Source organism: Klebsiella sp. OBRC7 (assembly GCF_000293135.1).
Classification (GTDB): domain Bacteria; phylum Pseudomonadota; class Gammaproteobacteria; order Enterobacterales; family Enterobacteriaceae; genus Klebsiella; species Klebsiella michiganensis.
Map to the genome: position 1 here is coordinate 24,719 of NZ_ALNJ01000031.1, position 23,356 is coordinate 48,074.

Here is a 23,356-nt window from a genome sequence, read left to right on the forward strand (position 1 = left end):
ATTCGTTTGCGTTATGCCACTACCCTGACTGACATAATGAACGTAATCAGGCATGACGACCAGCCATCACGCCGCCATCAATATCCCAAACCGCGCCGGTCACCCAGCGGGTGCTATCGCTGAGCAGAAAAACCACGGTTTGCGCGATATCATCAGGCGTGCCGACGCGGCCAATGGGATGGAAGCCGTCAAAGCTGTTCATCACATCCTTCACATCCTCTTTAGGGATAAACCCTTCATATATCGGCGTATGCACCACCGCCGGCGATACCGCATTGACCCGAATCCCGCTGCCGCCCAGCTCAATCGCCAGATTTTTGGTCAGCGCATGCAGACCCGCTTTCGCCATGGAGTAGGCTGACGACGGCGTTGCGCCGATGGCCTGCTGCGCCCACATCGAGCCGATATTCACAATCGAACCTTTGATGCCATTCGCCAGCATATTGCGCACCACCACGCGGGTGATAAAAAACGTCGCGCGGTTGAGATGCATATACCGATCGTAGTCAGCCATTTCATGTTCGATAAACGGCTTCGGGAAGAAGACGCCGGCGGCGTTGACCAGCAGGCTGATATCCTGATGTTCCGCGTTAATAGCGGCCATAACCTGCTGCATACCGCTTTCGCTCATCAGGTCAGCGACGATAACATCCACCCTCCCCTCTGCCGCCAGCGCCTGACGCGCCTGTTCGGCTTTCTGACGACGATTGCCCACCAGCACCACGCTGCCGCCATTCTCCACCACCCGTTTGGCCGTCGCCAGCCCCATACCGCTTGTCCCGCCAACCACTAACAGTTTTTTCCCCATAAACGCCGTATTCATCATTCACCTCTTCACGCTTGATTTGTATGGCCTAAGCATGCCTTTCCTGCAGCGCGCTGACGAATGAGAAGAAATAACCCAATGACAAAGAAAATCTATCTTGATGGCCTATACTGAGACGCAAATTTACTGAGGGATATTCACCATGCGATCGCTTAACCGACTGAAATGGCTTCACGCGTTTGAAGCCACCGCCCGCCACGGCAGCTTTACCGGCGCAGCGCGCGAGCTGGGCGTGACGCCCGCCGCCGTCGGGCAACTGGTCAGAGCGCTGGAAGAGTGGGTCGGCCATCCGCTGCTGCACCGTACCCGTAGCGGTAAAGAACGTCTCACCCTGGTGAGCGAGGCGCAGGCGGCGCTGCAGGATATTACTCAGGGGCTGGATAAGCTGGAGAGCGGTCTGAATAAGCTTCGCGGCCGCCGGGCGCGTTCCGTGGTGGTGATTACCGCCTCGCAGGTGCTGATGATGAACTGGCTGATGGAGCGCTTAAACCGCTTCTCTGAAGTCCATGATAATATCGACCTGCGTCTCAACGTTACGGAAAAGCTGATGGATGTTGCCCACGGCGAAGCGGATTTGGCGGTTCGCTGCGGTGGCGGCAACTGGCCCGGGGTCGATAAAACCTGGCTGATGGATGAAGAAGCGGTGCTGGTGTGCAGCCCGCTAATCGTCCCGGCAGACAAAACCGCCTGCGGCGAGTGGCTGGCGGCGCAAAAGCTGATTCATGATGATACGCCCTATCCCGGCGCCAGCTTTCCATCATGGGCGGAAGTGCTGGAGGCCGCTCAGGCGCCAACGGCGCGCGATAGCGGGCTGCATATTAACTCAACGTCGGCGGTCATCCTGGCCGCGCTCAGCGGGCGCGGCGTCGCTATTGTCCGCCGGGCGCTGGTACAACAGCTCCTCGCCACCGGTCAGCTCATTCAGCTACACCCGGCCCGCCGCTGGCCGCTCTCCTGGTCCTACTATATTGTGACGCCCCAGCATGCGGTCATGCGCCCGGAAGTGAAGGTGTTTTATGACTGGCTGCTTCACGATGTGTTGGCGGAAAAGCCGATGCGCTGATTATCTTCCGCCATACCCGCATAGAAAACCTTTATTGGTTTATGGTTTTAGCTGGTCATAAATGCGCCACTTCTGTTTCAGCACGTTTTTGTCCTGGCTGGCCAGCCACTGGTTAACCTTATCCAGCAGCTGCGGGTTATCTTTATTCATCATATAGACTTTGAAGCTGGCGGTGCCCGGGAACGGCTGCTCATTGGCCACGCAAAACACGCCCGGTTCATTGCTCTGGTAATAGACGCCTTCAATCAGGTCGGTCACCATCATATCCGCCGTTTTCTGCCGCAGCGCTTCAAGATTATCGATATTGTTTTTCACCCGAATAATCTGCGCCTGCTTGATATGTTCATCGACAAAGCTTTGGTTGGTGCCGCCCGGATTCACCACCACCTTCACGTTTGGCTGGTCGATTTTTTCCAGGCTACCGAGCGCCGGCGCCGCCGCGCAGTTCGCCAGCGCAATCTTACCGTTCGGCACCACCGGCTGGCTTAACGCGAAATCTTTCGCCCGCGCTGCGGTTTCCGTCACCCCTCCCATGGCGATATCAAACTTATCGGCCTTCAGGTCGGCGGAGAGCGTGGGCCAGCTGGTCGTCACAAAGCTCACCTTTAGCCCAAGCCGCTTGCCGAGATCTTTCGCCATATCAACATCGTAGCCCACCAGCTCCCCGGCTTTATTATGAAACGCCAGCGGCGCGTAATCGCCCGGGACGCCGACTTTAAGTTCGCCGCTTTGTTGAATGCTGTTCATGTCGCGCGCCTGGGCGCCAAAGGCGACGGCAGCGATGACGAAAACAAGACCTGACTTCAACTTCATCGTTATATCCTTGTTCAAATGTGAACCGTTTATGATTACACCGCGCTGCGCAGCGGATGCTGTTTATTGTTTATAAAATCTTTAATCATGGATACCGTCAATACCGGCGGCGAGAAAGGCGGCATCGTTCCTTCGGCCACCCGCCCGGCGAGCTGCTCGCAAAAGCGCTCAACCTGATTAACCGGATACCCGGCAATATCCTGGGCGGAGTAACGCCACCAGCGTAGCGCCATCAGCTGCTCAATAATCGCCTCGCTAAAGCGCATGCGGATAATCTTCGCGGGATTACCGCCGACTATGGCGTACGGTGCGACGTCTTTGACCACCAGCGCGTTGGCGGCAATGACAGCCCCATCGCCAATAGCGATCCCCTGCGCCAGGGTGACATTCTGGCCAATCCACACATCGTTGCCGATGGTTATCGGCCGGGGCATTTTCGCAAAAGGATAAAACCGGTTGGGCCTGCCGCTATCGGCAGCCAGCGTCGCCATCACGCCGGAATGATGGGCATAAAACACCGGGCTGGCGCTGGCCCACTCCAGGGGATGTCGGTCGCCGAGCACCTGTAACCGATCGGCAATCGACGTGTAGCGCCCCACGTTAATCAGCGCCGGCAGCAGGGTTCGCGTATAGCTAAAGGCGCCCAGTGAGGCCAGCCGTTCGCCGCAGCGCCCCCAGTAGGTGGTATAAGCCTCGGTGGCTAAGTTTTCCGGTATCTCAATGGACAGGTCGTCACGGTAAAAGGCGTGGCCGCAGGCCAGCGTCTGCCCGCCGACAAAAATCCGCTGCGCCTGCAATAGTGGCTTAAGCTCCCCAAAGGCGATTTTCATTATCGATTTTCCCGCACAAAAGTATTCCCGGACAGCCGCTTAATCTCTCGATCATTGATAGCGTACCGATCCGCTCGCCGTGCGAAAAATCGTTATGACTTCTCTTTTTTGTGAGCGACAGCGCGAAAGCGACGGTCAGTTATACTCCAGCGCAAATGTCACCATGCTATTGGCGGTACCGGCGGTGACCGCGTCATCCGTCTGTACGTACTGGGCGTTGAAGTTGATATTTTCCGCCGCACCCGCGCTGCTGGCGGTAATCCGCTTGAGTACAGGTAAGTTACTGGCCTCATTGATTTTGACGCCGGTTCCGGCGGCCGGCGCTGGGGCACTGTTATTGCCGTAGGTGAGCCTGACTCCTACCCCGCTCGCGGAGGCGTTTGTTTTACTTAGCGCCAAAGTATCCGTCCCCCCGGATGGCGAGGTGACGCCAAAAAAGCCGATGCGGATATCGGTTGGCGTGGAACAGAAGACCGGTATGGAGAAGCGCTTCGCGCCGCCGCCGGTGGTGTTTTTGCCCTTAAACTCCGCTTTATTTACCGCGCCGAGGCTAACGTGAATATTCGCGGTTGAAACCTGACAGCTGCCGCTGCTGCCGATATCGACATTCAGCGCCGCCATATCGAGCGTGACCGGCGGGCTGGCGACAAAAGCGGCGCTGCTGTCGGCCTGCTGCTGAATAGTGAGTTCACCAATCTGCGGCTGCGCCGGTACGTTCGCGTGGTTGCCGCTGACCAGGGCAACATTGCCGGTCTTATAAAACGTCACAAAGACTTTCACCACAATCTGCTGCTGGTTCAGAAGGTTAGCCATCTCATTGCTGTCGCAAACCGTCACGGACTCCGCGCTACCGGCCGCATGGCTGCCATCAATCACGCGAACGGCGCCGCCGCTGCACTGAAAGCCCAGCGAGTATCCTATGCCGTCCAGCGCGGAGGGAAAAACGTGCTGGCCACCGATCGACAGGGGCGATGAGGCAGTTTTAAGCTGCCGATACACCAGACGTTTAGCCGCCGCTTTCGGCAGCTGAAGATCGCAGGTGAAATGAATTCCGCTGCCGTTATCCGCCATCACGCTGGTCATCTGCGTATTCAGCGGCAGCGTAGGCAGGTACTTGATATTCTGGACGTTAACGGTCATCTGACCGATATCCCCTTTGCAGGTTTCCGCCCACCCGCCGTGGCTGTAAATCCCGGCCATCAGTAGCAATAAAAACGATACTATGCGCAAAATCACCTCAGTGCTGACCTACTGGCAAACGCCAGAGACGGTTTTAACCGGACTCTGCCCCTGCTGTACGGTATCGGTAAGATGGAAATGCAGCGCGCATTTCCGCGAGATATTGTCGACGTTCCAGGCGACATCAAGCGTCCCTTCTTGCGGGATACCGCTCAGATAGACCTGCCCGCCATCAGCCACCATGCCGCCCGGCGCCGCGCCTTGCTCGTCTTCAGCCTTACGCAGGCGAACGCTGGCGCCAAAAGGCAGCGGGCCGCGGCTATCGCTGAGCGTAAACAGTACGCGGTTGCCGATATGGGTCTGATAGTTTGCCTGCACCACCGCCCCGCCGCCGGGGATCACCGTCTGTCCTTCCAGTTCAACATCGGCATCGTCGGCCAGCGATTCGGTATCAAGCGTAATGATGTTTTTGCGATATGCCGTCAGCGAGGGCACCACCGCATAACCTCGCCAGTCGGTATGCACGTTGCTGCCGTTTTGAATCGCCACATCGGCGGCTCCCGGCGCGCGAACGATGGCAAAGCTTTCGCCGACGGTCTGCCCCAGCGTCACGCCATGAGGATGGGCGACGATGGAGCCCGATGCGCCCCAGGTCAGCTGATGGCTTGCGCTATCCCGGCGATAGCCGAGCTGCGCGGTTCCGTAGCCGCCATGGTAATCCAGCGATGCGCTGCTGTTACTGCCCTGGCCGCCGTTAGCGTAGCCCTGCTGAAGGGAATAATAGAGATTGGGATTACGCGGGATCGAACCGTACAGCGACGCCTGCTGCGAGGTGCGTCCGTTATTGCCGGAGGTAGTACTGTAGCTAATCGCGCTCTCGGCAAGCGGGCCGCCAAGCGGAATGCTCAGGTTGAAGGACCATGAGCGATCGGCTTTTTGGCGTTCGGAAGACTGAGTGTAGTAATAACCCACGCCCCACGAAACGCCTCGCCAGGCGCTGTAAAAGCCGAGATGGATTGTTTCATCGCGGCTTTGGCGGTGCCAGTACTCCTGCGACCAGGCGGAAATCGCCAGGCTACTCATACCGCCAAACGCCTGCGATACGGTGATTTCCTCCCGGCTGCGCTTGTTGTCCACCAGGCCATTACGGCTTTCAAGCGCGTTAGCCTCACTAAAGTCGTAATAACCGCCAGAGGAGTAGCGATAGCTGGCGAGGCTAAATGAGGTGCCGGTTCCGGCAAAATCCTTCTGGTACTGCACGCGCAGCGAGTGGCCCGCCGAGCGCTTTCCCGACGGCGTTGTGGTGTTCGCCCATGTCGCATCGCCCCCAAGCGAGCCCAGCTCGCCAAAACCGCGTCCGACGCCGAGCGCCCAGGACTGGTAATCCTGCGCCAGCTGGCTACCGCCGTAGAGCGTGAACTCGGCCGGCAGCCCATAAAATAGCGTCCCCTGCAAAAACGTCGGCGATGGCGTCTGGCTCTGCCCCGAATGGTAGCGCCCGGCGCTCAGGCTAAATTTCATCCGTCCTTCCCGCAGCATAAACGGGACGGCTGAAAAGGGCTGGGTAAAGGTCCGCACCGAACCGTCGCTCTCTTTAACCTGGACTTCGAGGTCGCCGCTTTGCGCCGTTGGATAGAGGTCGTTTATCGCAAACGCTCCCGGCGAGACGAACGTTTCATAGATAACGTAGCCATGCTGGGAGATGGTGACTTTGGCGTTGCTGTGCGCCATTCCGCGGATCGTCGGGGCGAAGCCGCGCTGGCTATCCGGCAGCATTTCATCATCGGACATCAGTTGGACGCCGCGAAACTGCACGCTGTCGAAAACGTCGCCGCTCGTAAAGGTATCGCCCATCCGCAGCAGGCTTTTGAGTGACTTCAGGTCGCGCTGCAGCCAGGTGCTCTGTGAATTCCAGCGCCGGGTCCGGTCATATTCCATCGACGAGACGTTACGCAGTCGCCAGGCGCCAAAGTTCACTCCGCTGCGTAAATTCAGGTAGCTGGAGCGGCTGTTGTCATCCGACTGCCGGGTTTGCGAGCCGGTCAGGTTGTAGTTAACAAACGCCGCCGGAATCCCCTCATCCCAGCGCGCCGGATCGACGTACCCGCGGCTTTGCACATTCATTGCCGCCTGGGGAATGCTTAAGTTCAGGCGCTGAGTGGCAAAGTCAAAACGGCTGCTGGCATCAGGGATATAGCGCTCGATGCGGGTGAACGGCTCTCCCTCATGCAGGGTATTAAACGCCGGGAAAGCGCTGATGTTGATGCCATATTCCGCAAGCTGCGCCGGGGTTAACTGCGGCTGCAGCGCGCCGTTGCTGTCGACAAATGTCACCTCGCTCTGGGCTATTTCCTGGTTATTTACCCAGATGCTGACTGGATATGTCCCGGGCTGCTGGCCGCCTGATTTAGCAAAATAGTGTAAATCAGCGGTCTTTTGCTGCGGATTGGCAAATTCTAATGCCGCCGGATCAAAGTAGTCCTCCGCCCGCGCGATACCGCTTTGGCATAGTAAAATAAGCGCCGTCGGCAATAATAAAATCCCACCGGTTGGCGCCGCGATCGCCGAATAAACGGAAGTCATACCCGAGGTTGTATTTTTCACAATATCCTGACCAGGCCAAACAAAAATTACTGTTGCGCGTAATCCGTAATACCACCGAAGTCATTGATGGCACGCCATTTAACTACCCCGGTATGAGTAATCGGCCACGTTTTATGGTCAAAGGGGCCAATCATGCCGGGTTCCGGAATATCTGTACCGCCAACCGAAATAACAAAAAAGGAGACAAAATAGGGCGTCGGGTTTTGGGCAACCAGCCTGGAACCTTCAATGTTAAACGTCACCTTGCGCCATGCATCGTCAGGCTCGCCCGCCAGACCATTCGGGCGATAGAAGACCTTAAATTTTGATTTAATATTGATCTGAAGCTTATTCGCTTCATCTTTTTTCGTGGGCGCAATGCTTTTTACGTTGAGCCAAAAAACGGATTCGCGATCGGTGGGCAGCGTTCCGCCAATATAGTTAATACGCAATACGTTCTGCTGTTCGGGATCGAGACGGAAAAGTGGCGGCGTCACAATAAAAGGCACGCGGCTTTTATTGTTTTCCGCATAGTTTTCCACCCACGATTGCACCAGATAAGGTGAATGAGTATCAGCATTGGTGACCGATATTGCGGCTTCACGCTTCCCTTCCTGATAAATAACACGGGTTCCTCCCATGACAATACCGGCCTGTGCCGCAGTTGATAGCAATAAAAAGGCTATCGCGGCGATCGTTCGTTTCATAATGAATACCGTCCGGGAATAATAAAAGCGGGTATCACGACCTGAAGCTGATAAAAAATCTGCAGTAATGATGCAGCCCGTATTTCAGCCAGGCAGCGGCCCAGCATGGGAAGCCATGAATAACCGCAGCTTTACCCGCTTTTAGGGTATTAGTTGTAAATCATATTGAAGTTGGCCGTACCGTTGGCAGAACCGGCGGAAACCGCGCTGGTTGAGACATAGTCGGCAAAGAATTCCAGATCGGCGGTACCTGTCGCCGCCCCGCTCGCGCCAGCGGTAACGCTGTGGCCGCGTGACACGGCGCCGAGATCAACCGGCGTTGACTTGTCGTCTTCGTAAAGCTTTATCGCCACCCCGCTTGCGGTACCGTTAATCGCCAGCAGATCGCTATTGTGGGTATCGCGGGTACCGTCAAACAGTACCGAGACGGTGGTAACGGTGGAAGGACAATCTTTTACTTTGATATGGAAGGCGGTTTTCGTCGTTTCAGAACCTGCTCCGGTAAAATAGCTGCTCGCCCATTTTCCCAGATCGACGCTTTGGTTCGCACTGGTGCTATCGACATTACAGGAGGAGTCAGTAATGGAGCCGGTAAATTCTACCTGACCGCCCGTGCCCTGCGTGCCCGCATTAAAGCCGGGGTTAACGGTCATTACTGAACTGGCCGATGGTGAAGGACTGGATAATGCGCTAGCGGAAACCAGAGCACCGACAAACATTGCCATAATACGAAATTGCGTTTTCATTATTCATCTCATCTCTAACTTATATTTTCGACAGATTGCGCGCGATGGCTTAAGCCTCGGGCTAATCTGAGCACAGACCCTCCATGTTAATAATATTCGCGTTCCGTCCGCAGGATAGCAGGCAGCAAAAAACTGAGCTGCTTATTTGAATCTTTTATTAAAAAAGAAAGTTACTTCGGCGTAATTGATAAACCATTCATTAAGTGAACAAATAAATACTATCCTTACCCATTACAATTCGCAATATTTTGTTATGTTAATGAAATGCTGTTTTATTTTACATATAAGAATAATATTCAAAACATTGCGCCGTTTGTTAATTAACGCAACCAAAAATCACGAGACAACAACATTAAAAATCAACATCAGACAGTGTAATTTAACAATTACCCTTGAATTTACCGCGATTTTTCGGCAATCATTCTGTGAGCGGACCGTGAATTTACACAATATTAGGATAAATCTTAGATTGGTTTTTATCTTATTTTCGTAACCAAATAAACAATAATCACCTGAGTAATTATATATAGGGGATATCAATGGCAAGGATATTCCATGTGAAAGCAAGGGAGGCAAAACGAATAACATTATTTTCTTTGTGGAATAATAAACCCGCAATCTATGCTGAAGATTGCGGGTTTTCCTAAAATAAATAGCTGGCGGCGCCGATCAGAACAGACCCAGCGGCGCCGTACCATAGCTCACCAGCAGGTTTTTCGTCTGCTGATAGGCGTTAAGCGCCATCTTATGGGTTTCGCGTCCTACGCCGGACTGTTTGTAGCCGCCGAACGCGGCGTGCGCAGGGTAAATATGATAGCAGTTGGTCCACACCCGACCGGCCTTAATGCCGCGCCCCATGCGATAGGCCAGGTTGGTATCCCGCGTCCACACCCCGGCCCCAAGGCCAAACTGGGTTTGGTTTGCAATAGCCAGCGCCTCGGCTTCATCTTTAAAGGTGGTGACGCCGATAACCGGGCCAAAGATCTCCTCCTGGAAGCTGCGCATATCGTTGCGGCCCTGAATCAGCGTCGGCTGAATATAGAAACCGTTATCCAGTTCGGCAGAGATGCTGGCGCGTTCGCCGCCGGTCAGGATCTTTCCGCCTTCATCGCGAGCGATCTTAATATAGGAAAGGATCTTATCGAACTGCTGACGCGACGCCTGCGCGCCGATCATCGTATCGGTATCAAAGGGGTCGCCGCGGCGAATTTGCGCCACCTTCTCCATGACCCGCGCCATAAAGGGCTCGTAAATAGACTCCTGAATCAGCGCGCGGGACGGGCAGGTGCAGACCTCACCCTGATTAAAGAAGCCCAGAACCAGGCCTTCAACCGCCTTCTCGATATACTCTTCTTCGCCTTCCATCACGTCGGCAAAGTAGATGTTCGGCGATTTACCGCCCAGCTCAACGGTACAGGGGATAATGTTTTCCGCCGCGCAGGCCATGATATGGCGGCCTACCGGCGTTGAGCCGGTAAAGGCGATTTTGGCGATGCGTTTACTGGTTGCCAGCGCTTCGCCCGCCTCTTTGCCAAATCCCTGAACCACGTTAAGGACGCCCGCCGGGAACAGATCGCCAATAATCTCCAGCAGCAGTGTAATGCTGAGCGGCGTCTGCTCTGCCGGTTTCAGCACCACGCAGTTGCCCGCTGCCAGCGCCGGAGCGAGCTTCCAGGCGGCCATCAGCAGCGGGAAGTTCCACGGAATAATTTGTCCAACCACACCGAGAGGCTCATGGAAGTGATAAGCCACCGTCGTTTCATCAATCTCCGCCGTGCTTCCCTCCTGCGCGCGCAGGCAGCCGGCGAAATAGCGGAAGTGATCGACCGCCAGCGGCAGGTCGGCGTTGAGGGTTTCGCGGATCGGCTTACCGTTATCCCAGCTCTCCGCTACCGCCAGATATTCCAGGTTGGCCTCAATACGGTCGGCAACCTGCAGCAGCAGATTAGCGCGGTGCTGAGCCGACGTTTTGCCCCAGGCGTCGGCGGCCCGGTGCGCCGCATCAAGGGCGAAGTCGATATCTTTGGCATCAGAACGCGGAAACTGCCCGATGTTGCTACCGTCGACCGGGGAGGTATTCATAAAGAATTCTCCACCGATGGGTTCAACAAATTTACCGTCAATAAAGTTACCGTAGGCTGACTTCAGTGAAACCAAAGCGCCCGGTGTGCCAGGATGAGCATAACGCATCGCGAATCTCCTTCATGTAGGGTTGAGGCGCAGCGGCATCTTAGTTTTGTACGGCGGCTCGCTGCGTCTCTCGTCTATTGCAGGGGTTATGCCATTTTTTATATTTTAAAAAAGAAATTAATTTTCAATGAATTAGATAGGTCACGTCACTTTCTGTCGCACAGAATCTCTCTTATGTGTCGCAAATCGCAACATCACGAAAACCATATAGCTACAATATTGCAACACAAATTAAACGACGAGGTGTCCCGTGCCAGGAAATCCGTTTGCCCTGACGCCAGAGATCGAAGCGAACCCGCTGCTCAGCGACTCCTGGTGCCGTAGCCAGCGCTATGGCCTCGACCCCGCCACGGATGACTTCCCTCGCCTGCACGCCAGCGAACTGGCCGACAGGCTCGCCAGACACAGCCGCCTGCAAACGCTGGCCCAGCCGGTCGTTAATGAGCTATACCGCAAAGTCAACGCTCTGCAATCCGTCGTGGTTCTCTCTGACGCCAGCGGTCTGGTTCTGCAAACCTTTGGCGATACGCACGCCATGCAGAAAGCGCAGCGCTTCGCTTTAGCGCCGGGCAACCTGTGGAGCGAAAGCGGACGCGGAACCAACGCCATCGGCACCGCGCTGGCGATTGACGACAGCTGCGAAATCGATGGCCGCCAGCATTTTCTGACCAGTAACCAGGGTCTTTATTGCGCCGCCGTGCCGCTGCAAAGTCCTGATGGCAAAATAGCCGGGGTGCTGGATATCTCCGGCCCCGCCCGGTACCCGCACGCCCGCACGCTGGCGTGGGTAAAATGCGCCGCGAAGCAGATAGAATATCTGTGGGTTAAACAGAGTCTGCATCCGCAACAGTGGCTGATGAGCCTGCATCCTCAGGTGGAAAAGCTCGACGGCGTCGACGAATGTCTGCTGGTCTTTACCGACAATGTGCTGATGGCGGCTAACCGGCTGGCGATGCGCGAGTTCTCACTTAACGCAGATCGGTTCGGCCACCTCACGTTCCAGCAGCTTTTTCCGCAGCTGCGGCAAACCGCCGTCAGCGTACCGCTGCCGCTCGTCGCCGGACATCGAAACTACTATTACCGTCTACGCGCTCCCGTGACCGCTGGCGTGGCGGTGACCGCGCGCCCCCCCCTTGAGCTGCCTTTCTCCAGCCAGCGCGAAGGCGAAAAGCTGCTGCGCCTGCTTAACGCCGGGATTGGGTTGTGTATCGAAGGCGAAACCGGCTGCGGCAAAGAGTACGTCAGCCGTACCCTGCACCGGCACAGCCGCTGGAGCGGCGGCAAATTCGTCGCCATCAACTGCGCCGCGCTGCCGGAATCACTGATTGAATCCGAGCTGTTTGGCTACCAGCCCGGGGCGTTTACCGGCGCAAACAAAAACGGCTACATCGGCAAGATTCGCGAAGCCGACGGCGGCGTACTGTTTCTTGATGAGATTGGCGATATGCCGTTAACGCTTCAGACCCGGCTGCTGAGGATCTTACAGGAGAAAGAGGTCACGCCGCTTGGCGCCAGCCAGAGTTCGCCGGTTAATTTCGCGGTGATTTGCGCCACCCACCGCAATCTGGCGCAGCGCGTCGCGGAAGGGACCTTCCGCGAAGACCTGCTCTACCGCCTGCGTGAGTTTGCGTTAACGCTGCCGCCCCTGCGCGAATGGCCTGAACTGTCCGGGTTTATCCAACGATTGTGGCGCGAGCTGGGCGGAGAAAAGCGTCGCATCGCGCTGGCCCCGGAAGTTGTGCAACACCTGACGTCTCAGCCCTGGCCGGGCAACGTCCGCCAGCTGCAAAGTGTGTTGAGGGTACTGCTGGCCCTCGCCGAAGAGGGTGAAACGCTGGGGATAGATGATTTGCCCCAGGAGTATCGAAGCCCGCCCGCCGCCCGCCCGCTGCGCGGGCTTCAGCAGCACGATGCGCAGCTGATTGCCGACACGCTGGCAAGCTATAACGGCAACATCAGTAAGGCCGCGCAGGCGTTAGGCGTCGCGCGCAGCACGCTGTATCGCCGCGCGGCCCGTCGCGGAAGCCATAGCGCATAGCCTTCTGATTCGCTCAGGGCGTGAAGCGCGGCGGTAGCCAGGCGAACAGGCGTCTGCTTATCGCTTCACACAGGGAGGTTAAGCGGTGCCCAATGCCCGACCAGATAAGCTTCGCGACGCAGACGCCGCAGGCTGAAACCAACGCCGCCCCCACCATGTCCAGCGGAAAGTGAACCCCAAGAAAGATCCGCGACCAGGCCACGGGCAGCGCCGCCAGCAGCAGAAAGAGCCCCGCGGCGCGTGAGCGCAGCGAGAGCAGTGCAAACGCGGCGCTAAACATCACCGTGCCGTGGTCGCTCGGGAAAGAGTTATCCGCCGGATGATTTATCCAGGTATGGCCGAGCGGGATCATAAACGGCCGCGGATGAAACAGCAGCATTCCGCAGATCGATCCCAATCCCAGCGCGATCAGAATACTCAAGGTACAAAACAGCGCCTGCCGATGACCCTGCCGCCCGCCGGAAAACCACAGCCAGAGCAGAATGGCCGGAACCACAAAGATGATCCCGCTCGCTGAAAAACGCGCCAATGCCAGGATCGCCTCCGGCGTGCCGGGGGATGCGTTCAGCGCTAAAAAGGCGCTTTGGTTAAGGGTTTCCAGTACGTTCATGGCGGTAGCTCGCGACAGTCATATTTCCGTCATTATCGCCACCCTGGCTTAAGTTACGCTTAACCCGGCGCTCAAGAATCGTCCTGGTTTTGGCCACGCTGCTTAGCCACAGCGGCATCCATTGCTGGCGTAATACGCTTTTTTATTTTAGACTTTACTAAATTTAGAAAAGACTAAAATAAATGAATACACCCGAACAGCTACAGGCCAGCGCCGGCGAAGCCGCCGCGCTGCTGAAAGCCATGAGCCATCCCAGCAGGCTATTGATTCTGTGCATGCTATGCGATGCGCCGGGCACCAGCGCCGGCGAACTGGCGCGGATAACCGGGCTGAGCCCCTCAGCAACTTCCCAGCATCTGGCGCGAATGCGTGATGAAGGCCTGATCGGCTGCAAACGTCAGGCGCAGCGCATTCATTACTTCATTACCCGGCCAGCGGTTCAGCAAATCGTCGCCGCGCTGAAGTCAATCTATTGCCCTTAAGGAGTCTTTATGCCTATTGCTACTCTTTCGCCTGCCGAAGCCCAGGCGCTCGTCGCCCGGGGTGGCCGGCTAATCGATATTCGCGATGCCGATGAATACGCCCGCGAGCATATTCCCGGAGCGGAACTCGTGCCGCTGGCGACGCTGACGAATGGCGCAGCGCTGCACGCCAGTCCCGAAGAGACGATTATTTTTCACTGTCAGGCGGGATCGCGCACCCAAAATAACGCTGCCCGTCTGGCGCAGGCCGCCGCACCGGCGCAGGTAAAGCTGCTGGCTGGCGGAATTCAGGCGTGGAAAGCGGCCGGTCTGCCGGTGAAAGAGGATAAATCACAGCCGCTGCCGCTTATGCGTCAGGTACAGATCGCCGCCGGCGCCCTGATTTTACTTGGCGTCGCTTTAGGTTACGCTTTCAGCAGCGTCTTTTTTCTGCTTAGCGCCTTCGTCGGCGCCGGCTTAACCGTTGCCGGTATTACCGGGTTTTGCGGTATGGCGCGTCTTTTGGCTTTGATGCCCTGGAACCGTCGCTAGCCTCTACCTCTTTTGAGAGGCTGTTGGTAACGCTTTTGCTGAGCTATGGTTATGTCAGCGAAAAGATTCATCAGCACACAGGAGAAGCAGTATGTTTTCAGTCGGTGACCTGGTACAACCGCGCGCGGGTGGGCCAAAACTTAAAGTCGTTGAAGTCCAGGACGATCGCATTATTGCCGTTCAGGCAAGCAACGAGCAGGGTGAGAAATATACGCTGAAGGCCGACGATGTGACGGCTTATAAAGAAGACGGCGATTTTGGCGTGTGCTGATTAAGCCGGCTAACGATAACGGTGGGGCTCCCCACCGTTTTCAATATTAGATCAGGAAGCTATCGAGGGATTTTCCCTCAGCCACCGCTTTAGCCAGCGGCTTCGGCATACGTCCCTGCCCGGTCCAGGTTTTCTCGGCGCCGGTATGGTCGGTAAAACGATATTTAGCCGGACGCGGCTGGCGCTTTTTACTCCCTTTCGGAGAGGTGCTGTTGTAGCCCACTAATTGTTCAGGGGTAATGCCGTCAGCCATCATTAATTCCAGCCAGGTATTTATTTTTTCCTGGTGTTCTGCGCGCAGCGCCTGAGCCGCCTGCTCCTCAGCGCGTTTTTCTTCAGTGACGGTCCTTAGCTTTGCCAGCATATCTTCAAGCACGTCAATGGAGAATTCACGGGACATGGCGCGAAGTGAACGGATATTATTCAATTTCTCTAATAGTAATGACATATAATTCAAAAAACTCCCAAATAGCAAATGAAACAAAGATTACGGCGCTAGTTTAATTGATATGATAATGTATTTCCAGCCTTTCACTAATTCCTGATATAGCACCAGAAATGTTTAGCAATTAATAAGGCAAACAAATCGATAAAAGCGAAATTATCAACACTGAATAAATTCTTTTGCAAATAATACTATTCGCCAGGTAACGTCTTTATCTTATTACCTGTATGCTCCGCAGGTTATCCATATATTTACGATTGCGCCTCGCAGGGCGCTACGGGCGTTTATAGAATAGTCATGCAAAAAATCCGAATGCCCACCCATCAGATAAATCAGCATATAATGCTGCCATTCCTCGTTTATACGTGTAAAAAACGCCAAAAGTGACACAACTCACACCGCTACGCGATTCTGTCGCGAAATCCCCCCTCACGACCCGGATTGGCTCTCATCCATATGACGCATTTATTTTACAACCAATTGAAAAACAATAAAAAAATCAACAAAGAGAACAAAAGTAGCGTAACGAACAAAAAATAGCCTGACGCAGAGTATTTTATCGACCAAAAGCCTTTAAATAAAAATTTATAGCTAGTTGCCTCTTTTAATGCAGAGATATAATCTACGCACATTAAAACAGACACCCAAAAACGCTGAATAACCGCGAATCTTTTGGCATTATCGACTTCATTTTCGAGGAGCATACCAATGTTCTCTGCGCAGTCCCGCTTGCGTCATGCGGTAGCAGACACCTTCGCGATGGTGGTGTACTGCACCGTTGTGAACATGATGATCGAAATTTTTCTCTCCGGAATGACCTTCCAGCAGTCGTTATCTTCGAGACTGGTGGCGATTCCGGTGAACATTATTATTGCCGTGCCTTACGGCTTTTATCGCGATTTCGCGATGCGCCAGGCGCGCCGCATTAGCGCATCCGGCTGGATGAAGAATATTGCGGATGTGGTGGCCTATGTGACGTTCCAGTCGCCGGTATACGTCGCGATTCTGCTGGTTGTCGGCGCCGACTGGCATCAGATCGCCGCGGCGGTAAGTTCCAACATCGTGGTATCGATGATGATGGGCGCAGCGTACGGCTATTTCCTCGACTACTGCCGCCGCCTGTTTCGCGTCAGTCCCTATCAGCAGGCCAAAGCCTGAGTTGATACAAAAAAGCGACTGGTTAAGCCAGCCGCTTTTTGTCAGCTATACTGCGTTTCGCCAAACAGGCCACTCAGAAAACGCTCAAGCGCCATGCGCGAACTGAACCCGTGTGGAATACCATAATGCTGCTGAGCATCGCCCGCTAAATAGAGCGGGAACTGTTCGTAGTGATCGCAGGTTTTGATATCCGACGCGGGCTCCGCAAGCGTTGTGCTGCGCTCTTTTAAAGCCGGATGAATAATTAACGCGGTACGCCCCATACGAGCTTCACGGTTCACATAAACATAATTATCGCCACGGCGATAGCCGTACGCTTTTTGCGTCACAACATCCATGGTGAAGCCGGCTTTTTCAAGAACACGCGCCACCTCATCGGGTCTTAAATACATACTCATTCCTCATTATCTTTTACCGCACGTTAACCTTACCTTATTCATTAAAGGCAACGCTTTCGGAATATTCCATAAAGAGCTATTTACAGCATAATTCAAAATCTTGTCCTACACTTATAGACTCAATGGAATAAAGGGAGAAACCAATGGCCAACCGAGCAAACCGCAACAACGTAGAAGAGAGCGCTGAAGATATCCATAATGATGTCAGCCAATTAGCGGATACGCTGGAAGAAGTGCTGAAATCATGGGGCAGCGACGCCAAGGACGAAGCGGAGGCCGCGCGTAAAAAAGCGCAGGCGCTGCTGAAAGAGACCCGCGCGCGGCTTAACGGTAATAACCGCGTTCAGCAGGCGGCATGCGACGCCATGGGCTGCGCTGACAGCTATGTGCGCGATAAACCGTGGCAAAGCGTCGGCGCCGCAGCTGCCGTTGGGGTATTTATTGGCGTATTGCTGAATTTACGTCGATAATAAAACTGCCAGACCCATGAAGATAACAAATACGCGTCTACCCCTGCACTGCAGGGGTTTTTGTTATCTCTGCGGGTAAAGCGCGGCATAAAGCTTACGCACAGCCTGGTTCGCCATTTCTTCCGACGTCAGATTGGTGAAGCTCATTATCAGCCCCCCTTCTCCCCGAGTCTCCATCTGCCAGTCGCTCAGCGCCTGTACGGCCAGACCGGCCCGTCTGGCGCGCTGCGCCAGAGGCCGATCGTCTCCGGCAACCCTGACCACCATCTGGATCCCGCCCGCCTGAGGCACGACGGTGAATCCCTGCGCCCGCAGCGCCGACTCAAGCCACAGGCGGCGCTGGGCATAGCTGGCGCGCATTTTCTTCAGATGCCGCCAGAAGTGGCCTTCGCGAATAAAATCCGCCAGCGTCTGCTGCCACAGCGTCGGTACGCTACAGCACATCAGCAAGGCCTGTTCACGAAACTGCGCCACCAGCGGCTCAGGCACTACCAGCCAGGCGGCGCGTAATGCCGGGAACAAAGACTTGCTGAACGCCCCGGCATAGATGACCCGCTGCGGGGCATCGAGGCTTTTCAGCGGCGGCAGCGGCTTACCGTGATAGCGGAATTCGCTATCGTAATCATCTTCGATAATCCACGCGTTATTCTGCGCCGCCCATAGCAGGAGCTGTCTGCGCCTGGCCAGCGATAGCGCCACGCCGAGCGGGCTTTGATGAGCAGGGGTCAGCAGCGCGAAATGGGCACTCGGGTAATGCCGCTGCGCCCAGGAAATATCCATCCCGTCGTCGTCGACCGGAACGGGATTGATCGCCACCCCCTCGTCGTTCACTACCGGCCGGATCAGCGGAAACCCCGGATCTTCCATCCACATTTGCTGGCCAGGCCGCGCCAGCGTGCGCAAAATAAGGCGCATCGAGGCCGCGTAGCTACCGGTGATCAAGACCTGCTCAGGCCGACACTCAATGCTGCGCGACAGACGCAAATAATCAACGATCGCCCGGCGAAGCGTCGGTTCACCGCAGGGATCGCCTGGCGCGAGGTCAAAACGCGTTTGCGTACGCAGACGCCGCCCCATCACGCGCGCCCACAGGCCGCGTGGAAACAAATCCAGCGCGGGCAGCCCCAGCTGAAACGGCAGCGGCGCCGCGGGTTCATCGCCCGTGATGGGCTGAACGGGCGCGTTTTGCTGCGGCAGCAGCCGATCGCTGACAAAGGTCCCCGCCTGTCCGCGCCGCTCCAGCCACCCCTGCGCCACCAGATCTCCCCACGCGTTCTCAATCGTCGCCCGCGACACGCCAAGCTCCTGAGCATAGACCCGACTTGCAGGTAGCCTGCTGCCCGGAGCCAGCTCGCCGCGCTCAATCGCCTGCTTAAGCTGTCGGGCAATGCGCTGGTAGTGCGGAATTTTTTTACCGTCCATCATGGTCTGCTTTTTTCATCGCAATATGGCTATCTTATGCAGTCCATTATAGTGCTATTTTCCTCGCGTCTTAATGAGGAGAGTAAAATGAACACACTGCGTCAGCCGTACAATGAACTTAGCCCGGAAGTCTATAACGCCCTGGTTCAGGCCAAAATTGCGCTGGAAAAAAGCGAGCTGGATGGCGCGCTGATCGAGCTGGTGTATTTGCGGGTATCGCAAATCAACGGCTGCGCCTTCTGCCTGGAGATGCACAGCAAAGCCCTGCGTAAATCCGGCGTCGCGCAAAACAAGCTGGACGCGCTGGCAGGCTGGCGGGTGAGCGCCCATTTCAGCGATGCGGAACGCGCGGCGCTGGCGTGGGCGGAATCGGTGACCCATATCGCCGAAAGCCATGCGGAAGACGCCGTTTATCAGCCGCTGCTGGACCATTTCAGCGCCCGCCAGATCAGCGATCTGACCTTCGCCATCAGCCTGATGAACGCCTTTAATCGTCTGGCGGTGAGTATGCGCCTGTAATTTCACGGCAAGAAATCCCGCCCCCCGCCGGATCCTCCCGCGGGGGCTAACCTTTACAAAAACCATATATATTGAGTTGTTGAACTTTTAAATAACTACATCTAGTATTTCCTTCAACGATAACCCATAGCACGCGACGTCAATTTTTACGTCGTACTGTTATCTTAAATGGAAATACAAATCATGCGCATTACTATTTACACTAAAAACGACTGCGTGCAATGCCATGCCACTAAACGGGCCATGGAGACCCGCGGGTTTGAATTCGACATGATCAACATCGACCACCACCCTGAAGCCGTCGATATGCTGCGCGAGCAGGGTTTCCGTCAGCTGCCGGTGGTGATTGCCGGAGAGACTCGCTGGTCCGGCTTCCGTCCCGATATGATCAATCGCCTGCGCCCGACAGCGTCAGCGGCCAGCGTATGAGCCTGATCGTCTACTTCTCCAGCAGTTCCGAAAATACGCACCGGTTCGTCCAGCGTCTGGGGCTGCCCGCCGTGCGTATACCGCTTAACGAACGCGAGCGCATCCAGGTAGACGAACCCTACATTCTTATCGTCCCCAGCTATGGCGGCGGCGGCACGGCGGGCGCGGTCCCCCGGCAGGCGATCCGTTTCCTCAACGATCCGCATAACCGCCAGCTCATTCGCGGCGTCATCGCCGCGGGCAATCGTAATTTTGGCGAGGCCTACGGCCGGGCAGGCGACGTCATCAAGCAGAAATGCGGCGTACCGTATCTCTATCGCTTTGAGCTGATGGGCACCCCGCAAGATGTCGACAACGTGCGTAAAGGAGTAAGCGAATTTTGGCAACGACAACCGCAGAACGTATAACCACCGAGGCGCCGGATTTCCACGCCCTCAACGCGATGCTGAATCTCTACGACAGCAACGGCCGCATCCCGTTTGACAAAGACCATCAGGCGGTGGCGGCGTTTATGGCCAACCACGTTGAGCCAAATACCGTGCCCTTTGCCAGCCAGGACGACAAGCTGACGTGGCTGGTCGCCGAAGGCTATTACGATGCCAGGGTGCTGGCACGCTACGATCGCCAGTTTATTCTTGAGCTGTTTGCCCATGCCCGGGACGGCGGTTTTCGCTTCCAGACGTTTCTCGGCGCATGGAAGTTCTATACCAGCTACGCGCTGAAAACCTTCGATGGTAAGCGCTACCTTGAAGGCTTTGCCGACCGCACCTGCATGGTGGCCCTGGTCCTGGCGCAGGGTCACGAGGCGCTGGCCCGGCAGCTAACCGATGAGATCCTCTCCGGGCGCTTTCAGCCCGCCACGCCGACGTTCCTCAACGCCGGTAAACAGCAACGCGGCGAACTGGTCTCCTGCTTTCTGCTGCGCATCGAAGACAATATGGAATCCATTGGCCGGGCGGTGAACTCGGCGCTGCAGCTATCCAAGCGCGGCGGCGGCGTGGCGTTTCTGCTCTCCAATCTTCGCGAAGCCGGGGCGCCAATCAAGCGCATCGAGAATCAGTCCTCCGGCGTGGTGCCGGTAATGAAAATGCTGGAAGACGCCTTCTCCTACGCTAACCAGCTTGGCGCGCGCCAGGGGGCCGGCGCGGTCTATCTGCACGCCCATCATCCCGATATCCTGCGTTTCCTTGATACCAAACGCGAGAACGCCGATGAAAAAATCCGCATTAAAACGCTCTCACTCGGGGTGGTGATTCCGGATATCACCTTTCAGCTAGCGAAAGAAGATGCGCAGATGGCGCTGTTCTCGCCCTACGACGTCGAGCGCCTGTACGGTAAACCGTTCGGCGATATCGCGGTGAGCGAAATGTATGCGCAACTGGTGGCCGACGAGCGGGTCTGCAAGCGCTGGATCCGCGCCCGCGATCTGTTCCAGCGGCTGGCGGAAATTCAGTTTGAATCCGGCTATCCGTACATCATGTTTGAAGACACGGTTAATCGCGCGAATCCGATTGCCGGGCGCATCAATATGAGCAACCTGTGCTCGGAGATCCTGCAGGTTAACGCGCCTTCTACCTTTGACGAAAACCTGGATTACGCCAGCATCGGCCAGGATATCTCCTGTAACCTCGGTTCGCTGAATATCGCCCATACCATGGACTCTCCTGATTTCGCCCGCACGGTCGAGGTCGCGGTGCGCGGTCTGACCGCGGTGTCCGAAATGAGCGATATCCGTTCGGTACCGTCGGTCGCGGCGGGCAATGCCGCTTCGCACGCCATCGGCCTTGGGCAGATGAATCTGCACGGCTATCTGGCGCGCGAAGGTATTGCCTACGGCAGCGAAGCGGGGCTGGATTTCACCAATTTCTATTTCTATACCATCACCTGGCACGCGCTGCGCACCTCGATGCTGATAGCGCGGGAAAAAGGCACGCGTTTTGCCGGATTCGAGCAGTCGCGGTACGCCAGCGGCGACTTTTTCCGCCCCTATCTGGAAGGCAACTGGCAGCCGAAAACGGCGAAAGTCCGCGCGCTGTTTGCCCGTGCCGGTATTGTCCTGCCCGACCGCGATATGTGGCGGCAGCTGCGCGATGACGTGATGCGCTACGGCATTTATAACCGCAACCTGCAGGCGGTGCCGCCGACGGGCTCTATTTCGTACATCAACCACGCGACCTCCAGCATCCATCCGATCGTGTCGAAGATAGAGATCCGCAAGGAGGGGAAAACCGGACGCGTTTACTATCCGGCGCCGTTTATGACCAACGACAACCTGGCGCTGTATCAGGACGCTTACGAAATCGGCCCGCAGAAGATCATCGACACCTACGCCGAGGCGACGCGCCATGTCGATCAGGGGCTGTCGCTGACCCTGTTCTTCCCCGATACCGCCACCACGCGCGATATCAATAAAGCGCAAATCTACGCGTGGAAGAAAGGCATCAAAACGCTCTATTACATCCGTCTGCGCCAGCTGGCGCTGGAAGGTACCGAAATCGAAGGCTGCGTGTCCTGCGCGCTGTAAGGAGAACAGGATGACCCATTTATCGCGCATCAGCGCCATCAACTGGAACAAAATTGAAGATGATAAGGATCTGGAGGTCTGGAATCGGCTGACCAGCAACTTCTGGCTGCCGGAGAAGGTGCCGCTGTCTAACGATATCCCCGCCTGGCAAACGCTCACCCCGGCGGAACAGCAGCTAACGATTCGCGTCTTCACCGGCCTGACGCTGCTCGATACCATCCAGAATACCGTTGGCGCCCCAGCGCTGATGGCCGACGCCCTCACCCCGCATGAGGAAGCGGTGCTGTCGAACGTCAGCTTTATGGAGGCGGTGCACGCCCGCTCCTACAGCTCCATTTTCTCGACGCTCTGCCAGACCAAAGACGTCGATGCCGCCTATGCCTGGAGCGAACAAAACGCGCCGCTGCAGCGCAAAGCGCAGCTGATGCTGGAGTACTATCAGGCAGATGAACCGCTGAAGAAAAAAATCGCCAGCGTCTTTCTCGAATCGTTCCTCTTCTACTCCGGCTTCTGGCTGCCGATGTACTTCTCCAGCCGGGGGAAGATGACCAACACCGCCGATCTGATTCGCCTGATTATCCGCGATGAAGCGGTACACGGTTATTACATTGGCTACAAATTCCAGAAAGGGCTGGAAATAGCCAGCGCCGAGAAGCGCGAAGAGATGAAAAACTTCGCCCTCGACCTGCTGATGGATCTGTATGACAACGAACTGGCCTATACCCGCGAACTGTACGCTGATAGCGGCTGGATTGAGGAGGTCAACGCCTTTCTCTGCTACAACGCCAACAAGGCGCTGATGAACCTCGGCTACGACGCGCTGTTCCCGGCGGAAATGGCCGCCGTCAATCCGGCGATCCTCGCCGCGCTTTCGCCGAATGCCGACGAAAACCACGACTTCTTTTCCGGTTCAGGTTCATCGTATGTGATGGGAAAAGCGGAAGAAACCGTCGACGGCGATTGGGACTTTTAGCCTTACTTTCACCAGGAATATATCAGCATATTTCCTGGTGATTTATTTCACATTATTTGTTTTCGCCTCACTCAATATCTTTCGGTCATCACCGTGTCATATTCAACAGCATGCCCGCGATTTTCGCCTGAATTAACGCAACATAACTA

At 55.9% G+C, this 23,356-nt stretch carries 24 protein-coding genes; 12 read left to right on the forward strand and 12 right to left on the reverse strand.

The annotated features are described in order from the left end of the window. Positions 1–46: 46 nt before the first annotated feature. Positions 47–823, reverse strand: a complete 777-nt coding sequence (locus HMPREF1144_RS08785) for an SDR family NAD(P)-dependent oxidoreductase (protein WP_004853412.1) — start codon at positions 821–823, stop codon at positions 47–49. 145 nt (positions 824–968) lie between these two features. On the opposite strand from HMPREF1144_RS08785, the gene HMPREF1144_RS08790 reads away from it, so the two are divergent. Beyond that, positions 969–1,889 carry a LysR substrate-binding domain-containing protein gene (locus HMPREF1144_RS08790; protein WP_009652529.1) on the forward strand — a complete coding sequence of 307 codons (921 nt, stop codon included), beginning with the start codon at positions 969–971 and terminating at the stop codon, positions 1,887–1,889. Positions 1,890–1,928: 39 nt separating this feature from the next. Here the strand turns inward: HMPREF1144_RS08790 and HMPREF1144_RS08795 are convergent, their stop codons facing one another. From HMPREF1144_RS08795 to HMPREF1144_RS08825, 7 genes are all read right to left on the reverse strand, one after another. Beyond that, a complete protein-coding gene (locus HMPREF1144_RS08795; protein ID WP_009652524.1) occupies positions 1,929–2,702 on the reverse strand; it encodes a transporter substrate-binding domain-containing protein in 774 nt (257 codons plus the stop codon). A gap of 35 nt (positions 2,703–2,737) precedes the next feature. Next, positions 2,738–3,532 (reverse strand): CatB-related O-acetyltransferase, encoded by a 795-nt coding sequence (locus HMPREF1144_RS08800; RefSeq protein WP_004853416.1) that lies wholly within the window; start codon positions 3,530–3,532, stop codon positions 2,738–2,740. A gap of 135 nt (positions 3,533–3,667) precedes the next feature. Further along, the gene (locus tag HMPREF1144_RS08805; protein WP_049077509.1) at positions 3,668–4,732 is read right to left on the reverse strand and encodes a fimbrial protein; all 1,065 of its coding nucleotides are present in this window, start codon (positions 4,730–4,732) and stop codon (positions 3,668–3,670) included. A 48-nt stretch (positions 4,733–4,780) separates the two neighbouring features. Further along, positions 4,781–7,315: a fimbria/pilus outer membrane usher protein gene (locus HMPREF1144_RS08810; protein ID WP_009652544.1), complete on the reverse strand. Its 2,535-nt coding sequence runs from the start codon at positions 7,313–7,315 to the stop codon at positions 4,781–4,783. 26 nt (positions 7,316–7,341) lie between these two features. Continuing rightward, entirely contained in the window at positions 7,342–8,001 is a 660-nt protein-coding gene (locus HMPREF1144_RS08815) for a molecular chaperone (RefSeq protein WP_009652535.1), read from the reverse strand. A gap of 149 nt (positions 8,002–8,150) precedes the next feature. Then, positions 8,151–8,747 (reverse strand): fimbrial protein, encoded by a 597-nt coding sequence (locus HMPREF1144_RS08820; protein WP_009652531.1) that lies wholly within the window; start codon positions 8,745–8,747, stop codon positions 8,151–8,153. A gap of 669 nt (positions 8,748–9,416) precedes the next feature. After that, positions 9,417–10,937, reverse strand: a complete 1,521-nt coding sequence (locus HMPREF1144_RS08825; protein WP_004853428.1) for an aldehyde dehydrogenase family protein — start codon at positions 10,935–10,937, stop codon at positions 9,417–9,419. A gap of 250 nt (positions 10,938–11,187) precedes the next feature. Here HMPREF1144_RS08825 and HMPREF1144_RS08830 point away from each other — a divergent pair, with 250 nt between their 5' ends. Then, complete coding sequence (locus HMPREF1144_RS08830; protein WP_009652547.1) at positions 11,188–12,975, forward strand: sigma-54-dependent Fis family transcriptional regulator; 1,788 nt, start codon at positions 11,188–11,190, stop codon at positions 12,973–12,975. Between the two features lie 13 nt (positions 12,976–12,988). On the opposite strand, the gene HMPREF1144_RS08835 is transcribed toward HMPREF1144_RS08830, so the two are convergent. Beyond that, positions 12,989–13,585, reverse strand: coding sequence for a phosphatase PAP2 family protein (locus HMPREF1144_RS08835; protein WP_042927329.1), 597 nt, complete (start codon positions 13,583–13,585; stop codon positions 12,989–12,991). Positions 13,586–13,767: 182 nt separating this feature from the next. On the opposite strand from HMPREF1144_RS08835, the gene HMPREF1144_RS08840 reads away from it, so the two are divergent. The 3 genes from HMPREF1144_RS08840 (at position 13,768) to HMPREF1144_RS08850 (ending at position 14,869) form a co-directional block, all read left to right on the forward strand. After that, positions 13,768–14,067 carry an ArsR/SmtB family transcription factor gene (locus HMPREF1144_RS08840; protein ID WP_004853434.1) on the forward strand — a complete coding sequence of 100 codons (300 nt, stop codon included), beginning with the start codon at positions 13,768–13,770 and terminating at the stop codon, positions 14,065–14,067. 9 nt (positions 14,068–14,076) lie between these two features. After that, positions 14,077–14,598 (forward strand): rhodanese family protein, encoded by a 522-nt coding sequence (locus tag HMPREF1144_RS08845; RefSeq protein WP_009652543.1) that lies wholly within the window; start codon positions 14,077–14,079, stop codon positions 14,596–14,598. A gap of 91 nt (positions 14,599–14,689) precedes the next feature. Beyond that, on the forward strand, positions 14,690–14,869 hold the full coding sequence (locus tag HMPREF1144_RS08850; protein WP_004853438.1) for a hypothetical protein: 180 nt from the start codon (positions 14,690–14,692) through the stop codon (positions 14,867–14,869). Positions 14,870–14,915: 46 nt separating this feature from the next. On the opposite strand, the gene stpA is transcribed toward HMPREF1144_RS08850, so the two are convergent. Then, positions 14,916–15,317, reverse strand: coding sequence for a DNA-binding protein StpA (stpA, locus tag HMPREF1144_RS08855; protein ID WP_004853439.1), 402 nt, complete (start codon positions 15,315–15,317; stop codon positions 14,916–14,918). Between the two features lie 705 nt (positions 15,318–16,022). Between stpA and alaE the strand changes: the two genes are divergently transcribed. Next, the gene (alaE, locus tag HMPREF1144_RS08865) at positions 16,023–16,472 is read left to right on the forward strand and encodes an L-alanine exporter AlaE (RefSeq protein ID WP_004853442.1); all 450 of its coding nucleotides are present in this window, start codon (positions 16,023–16,025) and stop codon (positions 16,470–16,472) included. 41 nt (positions 16,473–16,513) lie between these two features. Here alaE and HMPREF1144_RS08870 read toward each other — a convergent pair whose 3' ends face one another. After that, positions 16,514–16,864, reverse strand: coding sequence for a DUF2002 family protein (locus tag HMPREF1144_RS08870; protein ID WP_004123942.1), 351 nt, complete (start codon positions 16,862–16,864; stop codon positions 16,514–16,516). A gap of 149 nt (positions 16,865–17,013) precedes the next feature. On the opposite strand from HMPREF1144_RS08870, the gene HMPREF1144_RS08875 reads away from it, so the two are divergent. Continuing rightward, positions 17,014–17,340, forward strand: a complete 327-nt coding sequence (locus HMPREF1144_RS08875) for a DUF883 family protein (RefSeq protein ID WP_004123945.1) — start codon at positions 17,014–17,016, stop codon at positions 17,338–17,340. A 63-nt stretch (positions 17,341–17,403) separates the two neighbouring features. On the opposite strand, the gene HMPREF1144_RS08880 is transcribed toward HMPREF1144_RS08875, so the two are convergent. After that, positions 17,404–18,762, reverse strand: coding sequence for a PLP-dependent aminotransferase family protein (locus tag HMPREF1144_RS08880; RefSeq protein ID WP_004853445.1), 1,359 nt, complete (start codon positions 18,760–18,762; stop codon positions 17,404–17,406). 87 nt (positions 18,763–18,849) lie between these two features. Between HMPREF1144_RS08880 and HMPREF1144_RS08885 the strand changes: the two genes are divergently transcribed. From HMPREF1144_RS08885 to nrdF, 5 genes are all read left to right on the forward strand, one after another. Further along, positions 18,850–19,281, forward strand: coding sequence for a carboxymuconolactone decarboxylase family protein (locus tag HMPREF1144_RS08885; RefSeq protein WP_004853446.1), 432 nt, complete (start codon positions 18,850–18,852; stop codon positions 19,279–19,281). A gap of 183 nt (positions 19,282–19,464) precedes the next feature. Beyond that, positions 19,465–19,710, forward strand: coding sequence for a glutaredoxin-like protein NrdH (gene nrdH / locus HMPREF1144_RS08890; RefSeq protein WP_004853449.1), 246 nt, complete (start codon positions 19,465–19,467; stop codon positions 19,708–19,710). Further along, positions 19,707–20,117 (forward strand): class Ib ribonucleoside-diphosphate reductase assembly flavoprotein NrdI, encoded by a 411-nt coding sequence (gene nrdI, locus HMPREF1144_RS08895; RefSeq protein ID WP_004104769.1) that lies wholly within the window; start codon positions 19,707–19,709, stop codon positions 20,115–20,117. Before nrdH ends, nrdI begins: the two co-directional genes overlap by 4 nt. Further along, complete coding sequence (gene nrdE / locus HMPREF1144_RS08900) at positions 20,090–22,234, forward strand: class 1b ribonucleoside-diphosphate reductase subunit alpha (protein WP_009652555.1); 2,145 nt, start codon at positions 20,090–20,092, stop codon at positions 22,232–22,234. The genes nrdI and nrdE overlap by 28 nt, the downstream gene beginning before the upstream one ends. Before the next feature lie 10 nt (positions 22,235–22,244). Further along, entirely contained in the window at positions 22,245–23,207 is a 963-nt protein-coding gene (nrdF, locus tag HMPREF1144_RS08905; protein WP_009652553.1) for a class 1b ribonucleoside-diphosphate reductase subunit beta, read from the forward strand. Positions 23,208–23,356 lie beyond the last annotated feature (149 nt).

Excerpts from the sequence above, each read along its gene's own strand:
- nrdF (WP_009652553.1), top strand. The coding sequence starts at position 22,245 with ATGACCCATTTATCGCGCATCAGCGCCATCAACTGGAACAAAATTGAA.
- HMPREF1144_RS08825 (WP_004853428.1), bottom strand. The coding sequence starts at position 10,937 with ATGCGTTATGCTCATCCTGGCACACCGGGCGCTTTGGTTTCACTGAAG.
- HMPREF1144_RS08805 (WP_049077509.1), bottom strand. The coding sequence starts at position 4,732 with ATGGCCGGGATTTACAGCCACGGCGGGTGGGCGGAAACCTGCAAAGGG.
- HMPREF1144_RS08850 (WP_004853438.1), top strand. The coding sequence starts at position 14,690 with ATGTTTTCAGTCGGTGACCTGGTACAACCGCGCGCGGGTGGGCCAAAA.
- HMPREF1144_RS08800 (WP_004853416.1), bottom strand. The coding sequence starts at position 3,532 with ATGAAAATCGCCTTTGGGGAGCTTAAGCCACTATTGCAGGCGCAGCGG.
- HMPREF1144_RS08885 (WP_004853446.1), top strand. The coding sequence starts at position 18,850 with ATGAACACACTGCGTCAGCCGTACAATGAACTTAGCCCGGAAGTCTAT.
- HMPREF1144_RS08790 (WP_009652529.1), top strand. The coding sequence starts at position 969 with ATGCGATCGCTTAACCGACTGAAATGGCTTCACGCGTTTGAAGCCACC.
- HMPREF1144_RS08795 (WP_009652524.1), bottom strand. The coding sequence starts at position 2,702 with ATGAAGTTGAAGTCAGGTCTTGTTTTCGTCATCGCTGCCGTCGCCTTT.
- HMPREF1144_RS08840 (WP_004853434.1), top strand. The coding sequence starts at position 13,768 with ATGAATACACCCGAACAGCTACAGGCCAGCGCCGGCGAAGCCGCCGCG.
- HMPREF1144_RS08785 (WP_004853412.1), bottom strand. The coding sequence starts at position 823 with ATGAATACGGCGTTTATGGGGAAAAAACTGTTAGTGGTTGGCGGGACA.
- HMPREF1144_RS08845 (WP_009652543.1), top strand. The coding sequence starts at position 14,077 with ATGCCTATTGCTACTCTTTCGCCTGCCGAAGCCCAGGCGCTCGTCGCC.
- HMPREF1144_RS08835 (WP_042927329.1), bottom strand. The coding sequence starts at position 13,585 with ATGAACGTACTGGAAACCCTTAACCAAAGCGCCTTTTTAGCGCTGAAC.
- HMPREF1144_RS08870 (WP_004123942.1), bottom strand. The coding sequence starts at position 16,864 with ATGTATTTAAGACCCGATGAGGTGGCGCGTGTTCTTGAAAAAGCCGGC.
- HMPREF1144_RS08820 (WP_009652531.1), bottom strand. The coding sequence starts at position 8,747 with ATGAAAACGCAATTTCGTATTATGGCAATGTTTGTCGGTGCTCTGGTT.
- nrdI (WP_004104769.1), top strand. The coding sequence starts at position 19,707 with ATGAGCCTGATCGTCTACTTCTCCAGCAGTTCCGAAAATACGCACCGG.
- stpA (WP_004853439.1), bottom strand. The coding sequence starts at position 15,317 with ATGTCATTACTATTAGAGAAATTGAATAATATCCGTTCACTTCGCGCC.
- HMPREF1144_RS08875 (WP_004123945.1), top strand. The coding sequence starts at position 17,014 with ATGGCCAACCGAGCAAACCGCAACAACGTAGAAGAGAGCGCTGAAGAT.
- nrdH (WP_004853449.1), top strand. The coding sequence starts at position 19,465 with ATGCGCATTACTATTTACACTAAAAACGACTGCGTGCAATGCCATGCC.
- alaE (WP_004853442.1), top strand. The coding sequence starts at position 16,023 with ATGTTCTCTGCGCAGTCCCGCTTGCGTCATGCGGTAGCAGACACCTTC.
- HMPREF1144_RS08815 (WP_009652535.1), bottom strand. The coding sequence starts at position 8,001 with ATGAAACGAACGATCGCCGCGATAGCCTTTTTATTGCTATCAACTGCG.
- HMPREF1144_RS08880 (WP_004853445.1), bottom strand. The coding sequence starts at position 18,762 with ATGGACGGTAAAAAAATTCCGCACTACCAGCGCATTGCCCGACAGCTT.